Genomic DNA, 16,334 nt, shown 5'->3' on the forward strand with positions numbered 1-16,334 from the left:
GTCAGAGCAGGGCGGCGCGCGGGCCGTCGGGCTGCTCCAGCCGACGGTTGGTGACCGTACGGGCGAGCTCCTGCGACTCGTCGTCGGTCAGCCTGCGGAACCCCTCGTCCGTAATGACGGTGACGATCGGGTAGATGTGGCGGTACAGGTCCGGCCCACCGGTCGCCGAGTCGTCGTCGGCGGCGTCGTACAGCGCCTGGACGACCAGGGTGGTGGCCTGCTCCTCCGTCAGATCGGGACGGTAGAGCTTCTTCATGGAGCCCCGGGCGAAGATCGAACCGGAACCGGTGGCGGCGTAGCCGTGCTCCTCCGAGCGGCCGCCGGTCACGTCGTAGGAGAAGATCCGGCCCTTCTCCTTGGCCTCGTCGTACCCGGCGAAGAGCGGCACGACGGCCAAACCCTGCATGGCCATCCCCAGATTGCTCCGGATCATGGTGGAGAGCCGGTTGGCCTTGCCCTCCAGGGACAGGGTCGTCCCCTCCACCTTCTCGAAGTGCTCCAGCTCCAGCTGGAACAGCTTGACCATCTCCACGGCCAGGCCGGCCGTACCGGCGATGCCGACGGCGGAGTACTCGTCGGCGGGGAACACCTTCTCGATGTCCCGCTGCGCGATCATGTTCCCCATGGTCGCCCGCCGGTCACCGGCGAGGACGACCCCGCCGGGGAAGGTGGCGGCGACGATGGTCGTCCCGTGCGGCGCCTCGACGATGCCCTCCGGCAGCTTGCGGTTGCCGGGCAGCATCTCGGGCGAGTGCGCCCCGAGGAAATCCATGAAGGACGAGGACCCCGGCGTCAGGAAGGCTGCCGGTAGACGCCCTGTGCTACGAGTGTTGGCTTCCACAGGTTTCCTTCCACGTAAGCGGCTGCACGCCTCATGACGTCCGGCCGATCCTTGAACTGCCCCAGGGCTGCGTTACAGCTGAAGCACAGTACGCCTCGGACCCTACCCGTCTGATGATCGTGATCAACGTGCTCCGCCAGACCTTCTTGGCAGATCGCGCAGACCCCGCCTTGAGCGGTGATCATCTCGTCGCGCTCAGCCTCTGTGATGCCGTACGAACGCTTCAAGTGCCCAGCCCGGCCCTGGATGGCCTTGCACGCCTTGCACCGAGTGGATAAGCCGTCAGACGCCGACGCGTTCTTGTGCCACTCGCTGTGCGGCTTGACCTCACCGCACGGCCGGCAGAGCTTGTGGCCGGAAGGGACATCCACCTTCTCCTTGACGACCTTGCCTCTAGTCGCCTGGCGGCGCCGGTAGTGCGCGGCACCGTACGCGGCCACGCACTCACGACACCTCGGCTGAAGGCCGTCACCACGATTACGGTCTAGGGCGAACCCGCTCAGCGGCACGTCGCGACTGCAGCCGCGGCACCACTTCGTTCCATTGGACATGGAGCCAATGCTGGCGAGTTCGCCTTAGATTCGAAGGCTATTCGCCACCTTTTTGTACGAAACTCCGAACAAAATCCTCGGCGTTCTCTTCGAGTACATCGTCAATCTCGTCAAGTACGGAGTCGACGTCGTCGGAGAGCTTTTCCTGGCGCTCCTTGAGGTCGGTCGATTCCTCGACCGCCGCCTCCTCGACCTCCTCGGTCGAGCGCGTCGCCTTCTGCTGTCCGCCGCCGGTGTCCTTGGTCGCCATGTCTACCTCACCCCGCTCGGTTCGCACGCTCATGTCGAGAGACCCCGGGATTCGGGATCTCTCAAGATCAGACCCTACGTCGGACCCTATAGGGAGGGTCCGACATTCGTCCCCGTACTTTCACAGTCCGGTTCTCTTCATGATTCCCGGACCGGAGGCCTTTCAGGCCCGATTCATTGCCCGGAAAGCACCCGCACCAGGTCCTCCGCCGTGCGGCAGCGGTCCAGGAGCTCCTTGACGTGGTTGCGCGTCCCCCGCAGGGGCTCCAGCGTCGGGACCCGCTGGAGCGAGTCGCGGCCGGGGAGATCGAAGATCACCGAGTCCCAGGAGGCCGCGGCCACGTCGTCCGCGTACTGCTCCAGGCAGCGGCCGCGGAAGTAGGCCCGGGTGTCCTCCGGAGGCTTGCTCCGGGCCCGCTCCACCGCGGGCTCCTCCACCAGGCGCTGCATCTTGCCGCGGGCCACCAGGCGGTTGTACAGGCCCTTCTCGGGCCGTACGTCCGAGTACTGGAGGTCGACCAGGTGCAGCCGCGCCGCGTCCCAGCCCAGCCCGTCCCGGCGCCGGTAGCCCTCCAGGATCTCCCGCTTGGCGATCCAGTCCAGCTCCCCCGACAGGCTCATCGGGTCGCTCTCCAGCCGGCCCAGCACGTCCTCCCAGCGGGCCAGCACGTCCTTGGTCTGCTCGTCGGCGTCGGATCCGAAACGTTCGTCCACGTACTTCCGCGCCAGCTCGAAGTACTCCATCTGGAGTTGCACCGCGGTGAGTGTCCGTCCGCTGCGCAGCGTGATCAGGTGCTGGAGGTCCGGGTCGTGGGAGACCTGGTGCAGGGTGCGTACGGGCTGGTCGACGGCCAGGTCGACGTTGATGAACCCGTCCTCGATCATGGACAGGACGAGTGCGGTCGTGCCGAGCTTGAGATAGGTGGAGATCTCCGAGAGGTTCGCGTCGCCGATGATCACGTGTAGCCGGCGGTACTTCTCGGCGTCCGAGTGCGGCTCGTCCCGGGTGTTGATGATGGGCCGCTTCAGGGTGGTCTCCAGGCCGACCTCGACCTCGAAGTAGTCCGCGCGCTGGCTGATCTGGAAGCCGTGTTCGCGGCCGTCCTGGCCGATGCCCACGCGTCCCGCGCCGGTCACGACCTGTCGCGAGACGAAGAAGGGGGTCAGGTGGCGCACGATCTCCGCGAAGGGGGTCTCCCGCTTCATCAGGTAGTTCTCGTGCGTGCCGTAGGAGGCGCCCTTGTTGTCGGTGTTGTTCTTGTAGAGGTGGATCGGCTGGGCCCCGGGGAGCTGGGCGGCGCGTACGGCCGCCTCGGCCATGATCCGCTCGCCGGCCTTGTCCCAGAGGACGGCGTCGAGCGGGTTGGTGATCTCGGGCGAGCTGTATTCGGGGTGTGCGTGGTCGACGTAGAGCCGTGCGCCGTTCGTGAGGATGACATTGGCGAGGCCGATGTCCTCGTCGGTCAGCTGACTGTTGTCGGCGGCCTCGCGGGCGAGGTCGAAGCCGCGGGCGTCCCGCAGCGGATTCTCCTCCTCGAAGTCCCAGCGGGCGCGTCGCGCCCGGTGCATCGCCGCCGCGTAGGCGTTGACGATCTGGGACGAGGTGAGCATGGCATTGGCGTTCGGGTGCCCCGGGACGGAGATCCCGTACTCCGTCTCGATCCCCATTACTCGCCGTACGGTCATGCGGCCCTCCTTGCCCGGCGGCGCTCCCCTCTCGGGAGCGGCGCTCAAGTACCGCTGGTGCTCCGGTGCGTGTGACTGTGCGGTGCCCGTCCCCGCACTGCGCGTCCGGCGGTACGGAAGAGCCTAGAACCACTGCGCGCTCGTGGGGAGATCATTTCCGTCATTGAATGCGCCTTGTCACCGGCTGAAAGCGGCCGGTGAAGCGGTGGGGTAAAGCAGTCGGCTGCGGATGCCCGGGGAGGGCATCCGCAGCCGCTCCGGGTCAGAGGTACTGACCGGTGTTCGCCACCGTGTCGATGGAGCGTCCGGTGTCCGCGCCCTGCTTTCCGGTGACGAGCGTGCGGATGAATACGATCCGCTCGCCCTTCTTTCCGGAGATCCGGGCCCAGTCGTCCGGGTTGGTGGTGTTGGGCAGGTCCTCGTTCTCCTTGAACTCGTCCACGCAGGCCTGGAGCAGGTGGGAGACCCGCAGGCCCTTCTGGTTGTGTTCGAGGAAGGCCTTGATGGCCATCTTCTTGGCCCGGTCGACGATGTTCTGGATCATCGCGCCCGAGTTGAAGTCCTTGAAGTAGAGGACTTCCTTGTCGCCGTTGGCGTACGTGACCTCGAGGAAGCGGTTCTCCTCGGTTTCGGCGTACATCTGCTCGACGACGGTCTGGATCATGCTGTGGACGGTGCCGTCCTTGGAGCCCTGGTGTTCGGACAGGTCGTCCGTGTGCAGGGGCAGCGAGGCCTTGAGGTACTTCGCGAAGATGTCCTTCGCGGCCTCGGCGTCCGGACGCTCGATCTTGATCTTCACATCGAGGCGGCCGGGCCGCAGGATGGCCGGGTCGATCATGTCCTCGCGGTTGGAGGCGCCGATGACGATGACGTTCTCCAGGCCTTCCACGCCGTCGATCTCGGCGAGCAGCTGGGGGACGATGGTGTTCTCCACGTCCGAGCTGACTCCGGATCCGCGGGTGCGGAAGAGGGATTCCATCTCGTCGAAGAAGACGATGACGGGGGTGCCCTCGCTCGCCTTCTCCCGGGCACGCTGGAAGACGAGGCGGATGTGCCGCTCGGTCTCGCCGACGTACTTGTTGAGGAGTTCGGGGCCCTTGATGTTCAGGAAGTACGACTTCCCGGCGGGCTGGCCGGTCACCTCGGCGACCTTCTTGGCAAGGGAGTTGGCGACGGCCTTGGCGATGAGCGTCTTGCCGCAGCCGGGCGGGCCGTAGAGCAGGATGCCCTTCGGGGGCCGCAGTTCGTGTTCCTTGAAGAGGTCCGGGTAGAGGTACGGGAGCTCGACCGCGTCGCGGATCAGCTCGATCTGGTCGCCCAGGCCGCCGATCTTGTCGTAGTCGATGTCGGGGACCTCTTCGAGGACGAGTTCTTCGACCTCGCTCTTGGGGACGACCTCGTAGACGTAGCCGGAGCGGGGTTCGAGCAGGAGGGCGTCGCCGGGACGGATGGTGATGTCCAGGAGCGGCTCGGCGAGCCTCACCACCCTTTCCTCGTCGGTGTGCCCGACGACCAGGGCGCGCTCGCCGTCCTCGAGGATCTCCTTGAGGGTGACGATGTCCCCGGCCCGCTCGAATTCCATGGCCTCGACCACGTTGAGGGCCTCGTTGAGCATGACCTCCTGGCCGCGCCGGAGGTCTTCCGGATCGACGCTGGGGCTGACGTTCACGCGGAGCTTTCGGCCTCCGGTGAAGATGTCGACGGTGCCGTCCTCATTGGATTGCAGGAAGACACCGAAACCGGCCGGCGGCTGTGCGAGCCGGTCGACTTCTTCCTTGAGGGCCACGATCTGGTCTCGGGCCTCACGGAGGGTATTCGCGAGTCGTTCGTTCTGTGCGGATACGCCGGCCAGATTTGTCTGGAGCTCGACGATCCGCTCTTCGAGAATCCTCGTGTGTCGCGGAGAGTCGGCGAGCTTTCGTCGCAGGACGGCGATTTCCTGCTCGAGATAGGCAACCTGGCCGGCGGGGTCCTCGGACCCTCGCGCGGGCCGGATGCCGCGGTTGATGTCGTCGTCGTGGGCTGCCACGGTCCTCACCTCCTCCAAGGGGAGCTGGACGCTTCCTGACCCTACCTGGGCTGGTGGTGATTGAAACCCCTAGATCACAAAGACGGTAGAGGTGTGTCCGATCTTCACCCTTGCGTACTCCCTCACGCCAAGGAAATACCCACCCATCAAACTCGGGAAGCAGCCGGTTGTAAGGTCGAACTGTTCAACACCCGCCAGGGCTCGCGCGACTTGCTGCGGGTCGTGATCGGGATGGATCACTCAGCGCAGGGAACGGCAGGAGATATGACCGTGCAGCAGGAGGCTCCGACGGGTGGTGCCGGTGAGGCCGGCGAGCCGCTCGAGGTCTGGATCGATCAGGACCTGTGCACCGGGGACGGCATCTGCGTGCAGTACGCGCCTGAGGTGTTCGAGCTGGACATTGATGGTCTGGCGTATGTGAAGAGCCCCGAGGACGAGCTGCTGCAGGACGCGGGGGCGACCACTCCGGTTCCGCTGACGCTGCTCCAGGACGTGGTCGACTCGGCGAAGGAATGTCCGGGCGACTGCATTCACGTAAGGCGCGTTTCGGACAGGGTGGAAGTCTTCGGTCCCGACGCGGAGTGACGTTTCAAACACTCCTGGAGGCCGAGTCCGTCAGCTCCTGGCGGAATTTTCCGTCGCGCCAGCGCCACTTGGCGAGCTGTTTCGTGTCGGGGCTGTAGCGGGGCACGTCGGGCGAGGAGTAGCCGACGAGGGTGGCCGTGACGAGGCCGTCGCGGACGGTGAGACCGGTGGCGGTCTGGCGCCGGGCGGCTTCGAGCAGGGTGGCGACGACGCGGGGGCGGGCGCCTTCGGCCGGGTCCGTGGTGAGTACGTAGATCGCGTGGGGCGGGGTGCCGGAGCCGGCTTCGCAGCGGACGGCGGCCACGGTCTCGGGGCGGCCGTCGCCGTCGAGGTCGCCCTGGGCGCTGGTGGTGACGGTCTGCGGGGCGCCCTTGCAGTCGAGGGGGTAGGTGACCCCCGCGGGGTCGGGGGCGGTGGCCTGGGGGCCCTTCGCGGCGGGTTCCCCGGCGTCCGCGGGGGTGCCGGTGGCCGGCTGTACGAGTCCTGCCGCGGCTATGACGGCGGCCATGGCGGTGGCCGTGGCGAGCCAGTGGACGGGCCTGGTGCGGCTGTGCCCCAGGGTTTCCGGGATCGGAGCCGGCTCGGCGGTGCTGTGCGGCACGCGGGGTGTCTCCTGTGCGAAGGGTGACGGGGAGCCAGCATCGTGCCACACCTCACACAGAGGTGGAACGGCTGGGTCCGGCGCCGGTGCACGGACAACGAAAAGGCGCTGTGGCGCAGTTCCCGGGTGATTCGGGGAACTGCGCCACAGCGCCTGCGTGTTGGGTCTGCGAGGCCGTTATGCGGAGCGGTCGCTGCCGGGGCCGTCGTAGTCCTCGCCGTAGGCGCCCTTGGCGGGGCGGCGGCGGCGCATCGGGGGCTCGACGCCGTCCGCGAGGCGGCGGGCGGTGACGAGGAAGCCGGTGTGGCCGATCATCCGGTGGTCCGGGCGGACGGCGAGGCCTTCCACGTGCCAGTTGCGGATCATCGATTCCCAGGGCTGCGGTTCGGCGAAGCAGCCGATCTCGCGGATGGACTCGACGGTCTTGGACAGCTGGGTGGTGGTGGCCACGTAGCAGCAGAGGATGCCGCCGGGGACCAGGGCCTTGGAGACGGCCTCCAGGCACTCCCAGGGGGCGAGCATGTCGAGGATGACCCGGTCGACGTCCGTGTCGGACAGGTTGTCCTGGAGGTCGCCGACGGTCAGCTGCCACGCGGGGTGGGGTCCGCCGAAGTAGCGCTCGACGTTGGCGGTGGCGATCTCGGCGAAGTCCGCGCGGCGCTCGTAGCTGTGGAGCATGCCCTGGTCGCCGATGGCGCGCAGCAGGAAGCTGCTCAGGGAGCCGGAGCCCACTCCCGCTTCCACGACGCGGGCGCCGGGGAAGATGTCGGCGAAGGCCAGGATCTGGCCCGCGTCCTTGGGGTAGACCACGGCGGCGCCGCGGGGCATGGACAGGACATAGTCGGGGAGCAGGGGGCGCAGCGCGAGGTATGCGACGTTGCCCGTGGTGCGGACAACGCTGCCTTCGGGAGCACCGATCAGCTCGTCGTGCGGGAAGGAACCCTTGTGGGTGTGGAAATTCTTCCCGGCTTCGAGCGTGAACGTGTAGTGGCGGCCCTTGGGGTCGGTGAGCTGTACCTGGTCCCCGACCTCGAAGGGCCCGCGTCGGCGGGCGGCACCGGTCGGTTCGGACATGTGACCAGTGTATTGGCTTCAGGACTGGGGCCGTGCCATGGCCTTCACGAAGGCCTTCTCGACATCGAGGGTGGACAGGACGCCGTAGATGGTGCCGGCGGGTTCGAGGACGAGGTACTCGCTGGCGGGGGTGGCGCGGAGGTGGTCGAGGAGTTCTTCGCCGGTGAGGTCCGCTGAAACCTTCATGCCGTCGGTGAGGTCCTGGGCGAGGGTGCTGACGGCGACCCAGGGGCGGCGGTGTTCGGGGACGGAGGCGATGGCGGTCTCGCGGACGATGGCGGTGGGGTCGCCGTGGCCGTCGACGATGACGAGGGCGCGGGCGCCGGCTTCGTTGGCGCGCCGCAGGGCTTCGGAGAGCGGGGTGGCGTTCTCGACGGGGATGGCTCGGCGGGTGAGGGTGCGGGCGCGCAGTTCCGGGAGGTGCTGGCGCAGCCGGGCCATGCGCAGGCTGTTGCCGGCTCCGGTCCAGATGATGGCGGCGAGGATGGCGGCGAGCAGGGCGTCCATGACGGTGTTCATGCCGCCGATCTCGCCGGTGCGGTTGCCGAGGGTGCCGGTCCGGGTGAGCAGCGGGAGGCCGATGAGGACGGCGACGGCGAGGCCGCGGCCGACCCAGGCGGCGGCGACGGTGCCCGCCATGGGCTTGCCGGTGATGCCCCAGATGACGGCGCGGAGCATGCGGCCGCCGTCGAGGGGGAGGCCGGGGAGCAGGTTGAAGGCGGCGACGAGCAGGTTGGAGATCATCAGCCCGGCGAGGAGGACGCCGGGGACGGTGGCCGGGTCGACGGCTTTCATGCCGAGGTAGAAGGCTCCGGCGAGGAGGAGGGAGAGCAGGGGGCCGACGAAGGCGAGGACGAATTCGCGGCCGGGTGTCTCGGATTCCTTTTCGATCTCGGAGACTCCGCCGAAGAACTGGAGCTGGATGCGGCGCACGGGGAGCTTGAAGCGCAGGGCTGCGACCGTGTGCGCAAGTTCGTGGACCAGGACGGAGGCGTAGAAGGCGACGGCGAAGAAGAGGGAGACGAGGTAGCGGATGGGCCCGAGGTCGGGCAGGACGCGGTCGAGCTGGTCGCCGAAGACCCAGGTGATGAGGGCGGCGACGAGGAACCAGCTGGGCGAGACGTAGACGGGTACGCCGAAGGGGCGGCCCATGAGGATGCCGCCGCCCGGTCCGGAGCGCCTGCCTGCGCGCTCGCCGGTTTCGTCGGTGTCTGCCACGGCTGTCCTTCGTTCGGTGCTGGTGTTTCCAGTGTGGTTCTGGTCGTGTTCGGGTCGGTGCTGTAGCGGGTTGTGATGCTCCGATCATGCAGTGCGAGGGGGCTTGGCGTCGATGGTATGCGCGTGCTGTCGGCGGTGGGTCGTAGGGTTTTGTCCATGACGACGAGCCCCGGTGCTGTGCCGGACGCAGCCGATGCCGATGCGCGGAGCGCTGTGGCGCCCTCTTCGCTCTCCCCTTCGCGGGCGAGCGATTTCATGCAGTGCCCGTTGCTGTACCGGTTCCGGGTGATCGACAGGCTGCCGGAGAAGCCGAGTGCGGCGGCGACGCGCGGGACGCTGGTGCACGCGGTGCTGGAGCGGCTCTTCGATCATCCGGCGCCGGAGCGTACGGCGCCGCGGGCGAAGGCGTTGCTGCCGGGGCAGTGGGACCGGTTGCTGGAGTCGAAGCCGGAGCTGGCGGAGCTGTTCCCGGAGGGTGACGAGGGGGCGGGGCTGGCGCGGTGGCTGACGGAGGCCGAGGCGCTGGTCGAGCGGTGGTTCACGTTGGAGGACCCGACGCGGCTGGAGCCGGTGGAGCGGGAGTTCTTCGTGGAGACCGAGCTGGAGTCGGGGCTGCGGTTGCGCGGGATCATCGACCGGGTGGACGTGGCTCCGACGGGTGAGGTGCGGATCGTCGACTACAAGACGGGGAAGGCGCCGCGGCCGGAGTACGCCGAGGGCGCGCTGTTCCAGATGAAGTTCTACGCGCTGGTGGTGTGGCGGCTGAAGCAGGTGGTGCCGCGGCGGCTGCAGTTGGTGTACCTGGGCAGCGGGGACGTGCTGACGTACGACCCGGTGGTCGCGGATCTGGAGCGGGTGGAGCGCAAGCTGCTCGCGCTGTGGGGGGCGATCCGGGAGGCGACGGAGTCGGGTGACTGGCGGCCGCGGCCGACGAAGCTGTGCGGCTGGTGTGATCATCAGGCGGTCTGTCCGGAGTTCGGCGGGACTCCCCCGCCCTACCCTCTGGTGATTTCCCCCGGCCCCCGCCGGGAGGTGCCCGCGGCGCGGCCGGAGGCGGAGCTCCCGGCGGAGTCCTGATCATGGGGTCAGGGCAGAATGGACGCGCCCGCCGTAGCCGTCCGACGAATACGAGGTAGACCCGTGGCGATCCGCGTCCTTCTGGTCGACGACCAGCCACTGCTGCGCACCGGTTTCCGGATGATCCTGGAGGCCGAGGAGGACCTGGCGGTGGTCGGTGAGGCCGGGGACGGTCTGCAGGCGCTGGATCAGGTTCGGGCGCTGCAGCCCGATGTGGTGCTGATGGACATCCGGATGCCGCGGATGGACGGGGTGGAGGCGACGCGCCAGATCACCGGTCCGGAGCGCAACGGGCCGGCCAAGGTCCTGGTGCTGACCACCTTCGACCTGGACGAGTACGTGGTGGAGGCGCTGCGGGCGGGGGCGAGCGGGTTCCTGCTGAAGGACGCGCCGGCGAACGAGCTGGTGCAGGCCATCCGGGTGGTCGCGGCGGGTGAGGCAATGCTCGCGCCGAGCATCACGCGCCGTCTGCTGGACAAGTACGCGGGGCATCTTCCGTCGGGTGAGGAGAGCCTTCCGAATACTTTGGGGACGCTGACCGAGCGTGAGGTCGAGGTGCTGAAGCTGGTGTCCCGCGGGCTGTCGAACGCGGAGATCGCGGCGGATCTGTTCGTGAGCGAGACGACGGTCAAGACGCACGTGGGGCATGTGCTGACCAAGCTGGGCCTGCGGGACCGGGTCCAGGCGGCGGTGTACGCGTACGAGAGCGGTCTGGTGCGCCCCGGGGCCCAGTAGCTCCGTCGGGGCGCGCATGCGCGAGGGGGCCGTACGTGCTGACACGTACGGCCCCCTCGCGCATGGCTACGGCATCAGCCCTTGCTGATCTCCCAGAAGCGGAAGACCGTCGAGGCGTCGAGGGACCACTGCAGGCCGGTCACGTTCTGGCGGGTGACGGCGTACTGCTTGCCCTGCCAGAGCGGGATGAGCGGGAGCTCGTCGGCGACGATGTCCTGGAGGCGGTTGTAGTCCGTGTTGGCCGCGGTGCGGTCGGACTTCGCGGAGGTCGACGGGATGATGGTCCCGGTGATCTCCTTGTTGTCGTAGTTGTTGTTCAGCACGTTGCCCGGGCCGAAGAACGGCTGCGTGAAGTTGTCGGCGTCCGGGTAGTCGGGCACCCAGCCCTTCACGTACACGCCGTACTTGCCGGCCTGGATGTCCTTGTCGTACTGCTCGTACTCGACGGACTTGACGTCGGCGTCGAAGAGGCCGCTGTCGTTGAGCTGCTTGGCGATGACCTCGAACTGCTGGTCCGTGGAGGGGCCGTAGCGGGACGGGGTGGAGTACAGGGTCAGCTTGACCTTGCCGTTGATGCCGGCGGCCTTGAGGACGGCCTTGGCCTTCTCGGGCTGCGGGGTGCCGCCGTAGCGGTCGAAGAACGGCGTCGTGTGGCCGGCGATGCCGGTCGGCACGATGGAGTAGAGCGCGGTGGCGGTGCCCGCGTACACGTCCTTGACGAGGGCTTCGCGGTCCACGAGGTACGCGATGGCCTTGCGGACGGGCAGCTTGCCGACGACGGGGTCGTTGACGTTGAACACCATGTGCTCGACCTCGGCGCCCGTGCCCTGGACGACGTCGACCTTCTCGTCGCCGGTCTTGCTCGATGCGAGGGCGGCGATGTCCTTGGCGGCGAGACCGCGGAACGCGAAGTCGACGTCCCCGCTCTCCAGGGTCGTCTTGAGGCCGGCCTGGTCGCCGTTGAAGAACTTCAGCGTGACGCCGGTGTTCTTGGCCTTGGCCTTGCCGCTGTAGGACTCGTTGACGGAGAAGGTGGCGCTCTTCTCACCGAAGGAGTCCAGCTTGTAGACGCCGGAGCCGATGGCCTTGTTGTCGGTGCGCAGCTTGTCGGCCGGGTACTCGGCGTGGTCGACGATGGAGCCGGCGCCCGAGGCGATCTTGCTGGGGAAGGTCGCGTCGGAGGTCTTCAGCTTGAAGATGACGGTCTTGTCGTCGGGCGCTTCGATGCCGGCGATCGACGAGAGCATCACGGCCGGGCCGTTCTCGTCGTTGATCTTCAGCGTGCGCTCGAAGGAGAACTTGACGTCCTTCGAGGTGAGGCTGTGGCCGTTGCTGAACTTCAGGCCGTCCCGCAGGGTGCACTTGTAGAGCTTGCTGTCACCGCCCTCGAAGCCGCAGGTCTGCGCGGCGTCGGGCTCGGGGGTGGTGCCGCCCTTGGGGAAGCTCAGCAGCGACTGGAAGACGTTGTTGAACAGCAGCCAGGAGCCCGGGTCGTAGCCCGATGCCGGGTCGACGGACTTCACCTTGTCGGATATGCCCATGACCACGCCCTTGCCGCTGCCGGCATTGGAGCCATCGGTCGAACCGCAACCGCTGAGCAGCGCGGCGGCGGTGGCTGCGCCGAGCGGGGCCGCCAGCCACTGGTTACGTCGATTCACGCGAACGTCCTTCACAGTCGAACTGTTTCGTTGCGCCGGCCTGCGACACCCGCCGCCGGTTGTTGCGTTCTCAGCCGCTTACGCCGCGACCGAGCTCCCACAGCTGGAGGTCGGAGATGGCGTTGACCGACCACTCCACTCCGGTGATCCCGTCGCGTGCGGCGACGTACTGCTTGCCCTGCCACAGGGGCAGGACGGGTACGTCCTCGGCGACGATGTCCTGTATCTCCGTGATCGCGGGGACGGCCACGTTGCGGTCGGCCGCGCGCCGGGATTCGGGGAGGAGCCTGCTGCGCACCGTGTTGTTGGCGTACGGCGTGCCCAGGAAGTTGTCCTGCTCCAGGAACGGGGCGAGGAAGTTGTCGGCGTCCGGGTAGTCGGGGAACCAGCCGAGCCCGTAGGCGGCGTGTTCGCCCTTCTTCTGGGCGGGGCGGAAGTCCGCCCACTCGCTGCCCTGGACGGTGATGTCGAACAGCTGGGTGGAGTTCAGCTGGGCCTTGAGGGCCTCGAACTCCGCGGCCGTGCCGTCGCCGTAGTGGTCGCTGGTGTAGTGCAGGGTCAGCTTGACCGGGGTCTTGATCCCGGCTTCCTTCAGCAGTGCGGCGGCCTTGGCCGTGTTGGCCTCGCCGTACTTGTTGTAGAAGGAGTTGACGTGGCCCGTCACGGTGGTGGGGACCAGCGAGTAGAGCGGCTGCGCGGACTTGCCGTAGACCTTGGAGATGAGCTGGCCGCGGTCGACGGCGGCGGCGAGGGCCTGGCGGACGGCCTTCTCCTTGACGACCGGCGCCTCGGTGTTGAAGCCGAGGTAGCGGATCTCCAGGCCGGGCATCGGGACGAGCTTGACGCCCTTGGGCGGCCGCTCGGTGAGCTCGGTGATCTGGGCGGGCGACAGGGTGCGGGAGACCATGTGGATCTTCCCGTCGGTGAGCGCCTTGCTCATGGCCGGGGAATCGGCGAAGGTGCGCAGTTCCACCTTGTCGTTCTGCAGCTTGAGGTCGCCCTTGTAGTGCGGGTTCTTGGTGAAGACGGCGCGGACCAGCCGGTTGCCCTTGACCTCGGCCTTCATCGTGTACGGGCCGGAGCCGTCCACGGCGAAGCCGTCGCGGAGCTTCTTGGCGTCGTAGTTCTTCTCGCTGACGATGCCGGCGGCGGGGGTGGAGAGCTTGAACGGGAAGGTCGCGTCCGGGGTCTTCAGGTGGAAGACGACGGTGTCGGCGCCCTTGACCTCGACGTTGTCGAGGGTGGAGAGCAGCGAGGAGGGGCCGTTCTCGTCCTTGATGGCGAGGACGCGGTCGATGGAGAACTTGACGTCCTTGGCGGTGAGCGGCTCGCCGTCGGCGAACTTCAGCCCGGGGCGCAGCGTGCAGCGGTAGCTCTCGTTGCCGGCGTCGGTGAAGCGGCAGGCGGAGGCCGCTTCGGGGACGGGCTGGCCGCCGCCGCGCGGGGTGTGCATCAGCGTCTGGACGGTCTGGCGCAGGACGTTCCAGGCGCCGGCGTCGTAGGCGTAGGCCGGGTCGAAGGGGGCGGGAGCGAAGTCTGCGGCCTCGAACCGATCGGTGGTTCCGACGACGATCGCTCCGGATCCTGCTCCTCCGCCGCTCGCGCTGCCGCAGGCGGCCAGCGCGGGGGTGAGCAGTCCGGCCGCGGCCGTCAGCACCATGGTCTTGCGGTTCATGCTGGAAGTACTCCCTGTAACCGGCACTTGTTCAAAGCGGCGTAAAGGGCACTTCACGGCGGTCGCCCGTTCAGGGCGGAACGATCGGGCCGGTGTAGTGACGATCGGTCCACGCGGTCCCGGCACAGGGGTGTGTGCCGGGGCGGCTGAGGTGCGGCTTGGTGCCCGCGTCGACACTAGTGGCCCGGGACGGGATGGCTGGAACTGACCGGACTTGGGGCGTAATCGCACCGTGATCGGAGCGAACTGCCTGTTCACACGCAGGGCTGCGCAGATTCGGTCAGGGGCTGATCAATCCGGACACAAGGGAAGGGGTGGGGAGCCCCGAGGGGTGTCCGCGAGGGGTGGGCGGGTGACCAATGTCACTCTGAGCAATGGCCCCGGAGAGGATGGAATTTCAGCCTCCGGGGCCTATGACGGAAGATCCTTCCGTCGGAGCTCCATGACGCGCACGTTCCGTTCGGCACAGAGCGTGCATGCGGAATGCCGGTGTGTGGCGGGTACGGACCGGGGCGGGTCGGCCGTCGCGCTCAGTTCATCGGGACGATGAGCGAGCGCAGGAACTCCAGGTCCACGTCCTCCAGCGAGCGGACGACCGTACGGCCGGGCGCCGGTTCGATCACACCGACCGAGGGGATGGCCACGACCCGGCAGCCGGCGGCTTCGGCGGCCGCCACACCGGTGCGGGTGTCCTCGATGACCGCGCACCGCGAGGGGTGCGCGCCCAGCGACCGCGCGGCGAACAGGTACGGGTCGGGGTGCGGCTTCGTACGCGCCACCTCGTCACCGGCGACCGTCATCGTGAAGCGGTCGCGGCCGAGGGTGAGCAGGACCTGGTCGATGACCCGGCGGTGGGAGGCCGAGACGAGGGCCGTGGGCACGTTGTGCCGGGCCAGCTCGGACAGCAGCCGCTCGGCGCCGGGCATCAGCGGCACCCGGTCGGCGATGCGGGCCTCGAAACGCTCGTTGAGCAGGACGCTCAGCTCGGCGAGGCCGATGGCCGCGCCGGTCGACTCGATCAGGAAGCTCGCGCTGCGGCTCATCGGGCCGCCCACGACCACGTCCCGCCAGGCGTCCTCCAGCCGGTGCCCGAGCTCCCGGAAGATCTCCGCCTCGATCTCCCACCAGAAGCCCTCGGTGTCGACCAGGGTGCCGTCCATGTCGAGGAGCACCGCCTGCAGGGCAGAACCGTCGGCCGTACGGGCGACGGGGGCGGGAACGGTGCTCGTCATGCGCGTGCCTCTCAGAAGGGACGAGAAGGCCGGTCACCTCTTCCGCGGGCATACCACCCCGGGGAACAGGCGACCGGCCTGTATGGGACCGACAAGTGTACGTCGGTGAACCTCAGCGTGCGTTGAAATACTTTGCTTCCGGGTGATGAATCACGATCGCGTCGGTGGACTGCTCCGGGTGGAGCTGGAACTCCTCCGACAGGTGGACGCCGATCCGCTCCGGCTGGAGGAGGTCGGCGATCTTCGCGCGGTCCTCCAGGTCGGGGCAGGCGCCGTAGCCCAGCGAGAAGCGGGCGCCGCGGTACTTGAGGTCGAACATGTCCTCGACCTTCGACGGGTCCTCGCCGCCGAATCCGAGCTCGGCGCGGACACGGGCGTGCCAGTACTCGGCCATGGCCTCGGCGAGCTGGACCGACAGGCCGTGCAGCTCCAGGTACTCGCGGTAGGAGTCCGACTCGAACAGCTTGGCCGTGGCCTCGCCGATCTTCGAGCCCACGGTGACGACCTGGAGGCCGACGACGTCGGTCTCGCCGGACTCCTCCGGGCGGAAGAAGTCCGCGAGGCACAGGCGCCGGCCGCGGCGCTGGCGCGGGAAGGTGAAGCGGGTCCGCTCGTTGCCCTCCTCGTCCAGGATGATCAGGTCCTCGCCCTTGGAGACGCAGGGGAAGTAGCCGTAGACCACCGCGGCCTCGAGCAGGTTCTCGGTGTGCAGCTTGTCCAGGAGCCCGCGCAGGCGCGGACGGCCCTCGCTCTCGACGAGCTCCTCGTACGTGGCGCCGCCCGCGCGGGCCTGCTTCAGGCCCCACTGGCCCTTGAAGAGGGCGCCCTCGTCGAGCCATGAGGCGTAGTCCTTGAGCGGGATGCCCTTGACGACGCGGGTGCCCCAGAACGGCGGGGCGGGGACGGGGTTGTCGATCGAGACGTCGGAACGGCCCCCGGGCTCCTCGGCCTCCTCGACCGGCAGGACCGGCGTGTCGCGCTTGGCGACGCGGCGCTGCTTGAGCTCGGGCAGGGACGCACCGGGAACACCGCGCTTCACGGCGATGAGGGCGTCCATGAGGCGCAGGCCCTCGAAGGCGTCGCGGGCGTAACGGACCTCGCCCTCGTAGATCTCGTGGAGGTC

The 16,334-nt window shown here is 68.2% G+C and carries 15 protein-coding genes; 3 read left to right on the forward strand and 12 right to left on the reverse strand.

Annotated features, from left to right (window positions below; translation table 11 throughout):
* Nucleotide 1: 1 nt before the first annotated feature.
* The 5 genes from prcB to arc all read right to left on the reverse strand — a co-directional run bounded on the left by prcB (nt 2) and on the right by arc (nt 5,356).
* A complete protein-coding gene (prcB, locus tag IE257_RS36885; protein WP_189974332.1) occupies nt 2-841 on the reverse strand; it encodes a proteasome subunit beta in 840 nt (279 codons plus the stop codon).
* Entirely contained in the window at nt 793-1,392 is a 600-nt protein-coding gene (locus IE257_RS36890; protein WP_189974334.1) for an endonuclease VII domain-containing protein, read from the reverse strand. The genes prcB and IE257_RS36890 overlap by 49 nt, the downstream gene beginning before the upstream one ends.
* Before the next feature lie 37 nt (nt 1,393-1,429).
* Complete coding sequence (locus IE257_RS36895) at nt 1,430-1,642, reverse strand: ubiquitin-like protein Pup (RefSeq protein WP_030233608.1); 213 nt, start codon at nt 1,640-1,642, stop codon at nt 1,430-1,432.
* A gap of 173 nt (nt 1,643-1,815) precedes the next feature.
* Nucleotides 1,816-3,327: a depupylase/deamidase Dop gene (gene dop / locus IE257_RS36900; protein ID WP_189974336.1), complete on the reverse strand. Its 1,512-nt coding sequence runs from the start codon at nt 3,325-3,327 to the stop codon at nt 1,816-1,818.
* A 262-nt stretch (nt 3,328-3,589) separates the two neighbouring features.
* Nucleotides 3,590-5,356 (reverse strand): proteasome ATPase, encoded by a 1,767-nt coding sequence (arc, locus tag IE257_RS36905; protein WP_189974339.1) that lies wholly within the window; start codon nt 5,354-5,356, stop codon nt 3,590-3,592.
* Between the two features lie 264 nt (nt 5,357-5,620).
* Here arc and IE257_RS36910 point away from each other — a divergent pair, with 264 nt between their 5' ends.
* Nucleotides 5,621-5,941: a ferredoxin gene (locus tag IE257_RS36910; protein WP_030723362.1), complete on the forward strand. Its 321-nt coding sequence runs from the start codon at nt 5,621-5,623 to the stop codon at nt 5,939-5,941.
* Between the two features lie 4 nt (nt 5,942-5,945).
* Here the strand turns inward: IE257_RS36910 and IE257_RS36915 are convergent, their stop codons facing one another.
* The 3 genes from IE257_RS36915 to IE257_RS36925 all read right to left on the reverse strand — a co-directional run bounded on the left by IE257_RS36915 (nt 5,946) and on the right by IE257_RS36925 (nt 8,768).
* Nucleotides 5,946-6,542, reverse strand: coding sequence for a hypothetical protein (locus tag IE257_RS36915; RefSeq protein WP_189974341.1), 597 nt, complete (start codon nt 6,540-6,542; stop codon nt 5,946-5,948).
* 177 nt (nt 6,543-6,719) lie between these two features.
* Nucleotides 6,720-7,616 carry a tRNA (adenine-N1)-methyltransferase gene (locus tag IE257_RS36920; protein ID WP_030016358.1) on the reverse strand — a complete coding sequence of 299 codons (897 nt, stop codon included), beginning with the start codon at nt 7,614-7,616 and terminating at the stop codon, nt 6,720-6,722.
* 18 nt (nt 7,617-7,634) lie between these two features.
* Complete coding sequence (locus IE257_RS36925) at nt 7,635-8,768, reverse strand: site-2 protease family protein (RefSeq protein WP_189974355.1); 1,134 nt, start codon at nt 8,766-8,768, stop codon at nt 7,635-7,637.
* Between the two features lie 222 nt (nt 8,769-8,990).
* Between IE257_RS36925 and IE257_RS36930 the strand changes: the two genes are divergently transcribed.
* Nucleotides 8,991-9,911: a RecB family exonuclease gene (locus IE257_RS36930; RefSeq protein ID WP_229920886.1), complete on the forward strand. Its 921-nt coding sequence runs from the start codon at nt 8,991-8,993 to the stop codon at nt 9,909-9,911.
* Between the two features lie 63 nt (nt 9,912-9,974).
* Nucleotides 9,975-10,646 (forward strand): response regulator, encoded by a 672-nt coding sequence (locus tag IE257_RS36935; RefSeq protein ID WP_030389607.1) that lies wholly within the window; start codon nt 9,975-9,977, stop codon nt 10,644-10,646.
* Nucleotides 10,647-10,720: 74 nt separating this feature from the next.
* Here the strand turns inward: IE257_RS36935 and IE257_RS36940 are convergent, their stop codons facing one another.
* From IE257_RS36940 to IE257_RS36955, 4 genes are all read right to left on the reverse strand, one after another.
* Nucleotides 10,721-12,304, reverse strand: a complete 1,584-nt coding sequence (locus IE257_RS36940; protein ID WP_189974343.1) for an ABC transporter substrate-binding protein — start codon at nt 12,302-12,304, stop codon at nt 10,721-10,723.
* A 70-nt stretch (nt 12,305-12,374) separates the two neighbouring features.
* Nucleotides 12,375-13,979, reverse strand: a complete 1,605-nt coding sequence (locus tag IE257_RS36945) for an ABC transporter substrate-binding protein (protein WP_189974345.1) — start codon at nt 13,977-13,979, stop codon at nt 12,375-12,377.
* Nucleotides 13,980-14,509: 530 nt separating this feature from the next.
* Nucleotides 14,510-15,211: an HAD family hydrolase gene (locus IE257_RS36950; RefSeq protein ID WP_189974347.1), complete on the reverse strand. Its 702-nt coding sequence runs from the start codon at nt 15,209-15,211 to the stop codon at nt 14,510-14,512.
* Nucleotides 15,212-15,323: 112 nt separating this feature from the next.
* The coding region (locus tag IE257_RS36955) for a vitamin B12 dependent-methionine synthase activation domain-containing protein (protein ID WP_308433303.1) at nt 15,324-16,334 on the reverse strand (1,011 nt) is incomplete at its 5' end.

Origin of the sequence: Streptomyces avidinii (assembly GCF_014650695.1) — a bacterium.
In the GTDB taxonomy this organism is placed as follows: domain Bacteria; phylum Actinomycetota; class Actinomycetes; order Streptomycetales; family Streptomycetaceae; genus Streptomyces; species Streptomyces avidinii.

Coding starts and splice junctions, on each gene's coding strand:
- IE257_RS36890 (WP_189974334.1), bottom strand. CDS start 1,392: ATGTCCAATGGAACGAAGTGGTGCCGCGGCTGCAGTCGCGACGTGCCG.
- IE257_RS36895 (WP_030233608.1), bottom strand. CDS start 1,642: ATGGCGACCAAGGACACCGGCGGCGGACAGCAGAAGGCGACGCGCTCG.
- dop (WP_189974336.1), bottom strand. CDS start 3,327: ATGACCGTACGGCGAGTAATGGGGATCGAGACGGAGTACGGGATCTCC.
- IE257_RS36910 (WP_030723362.1), top strand. CDS start 5,621: ATGACCGTGCAGCAGGAGGCTCCGACGGGTGGTGCCGGTGAGGCCGGC.
- IE257_RS36920 (WP_030016358.1), bottom strand. CDS start 7,616: ATGTCCGAACCGACCGGTGCCGCCCGCCGACGCGGGCCCTTCGAGGTC.
- IE257_RS36925 (WP_189974355.1), bottom strand. CDS start 8,768: ATGGGCCGCCCCTTCGGCGTACCCGTCTACGTCTCGCCCAGCTGGTTC.
- IE257_RS36930 (WP_229920886.1), top strand. CDS start 8,991: ATGACGACGAGCCCCGGTGCTGTGCCGGACGCAGCCGATGCCGATGCG.
- IE257_RS36945 (WP_189974345.1), bottom strand. CDS start 13,979: ATGAACCGCAAGACCATGGTGCTGACGGCCGCGGCCGGACTGCTCACC.
- IE257_RS36950 (WP_189974347.1), bottom strand. CDS start 15,211: ATGACGAGCACCGTTCCCGCCCCCGTCGCCCGTACGGCCGACGGTTCT.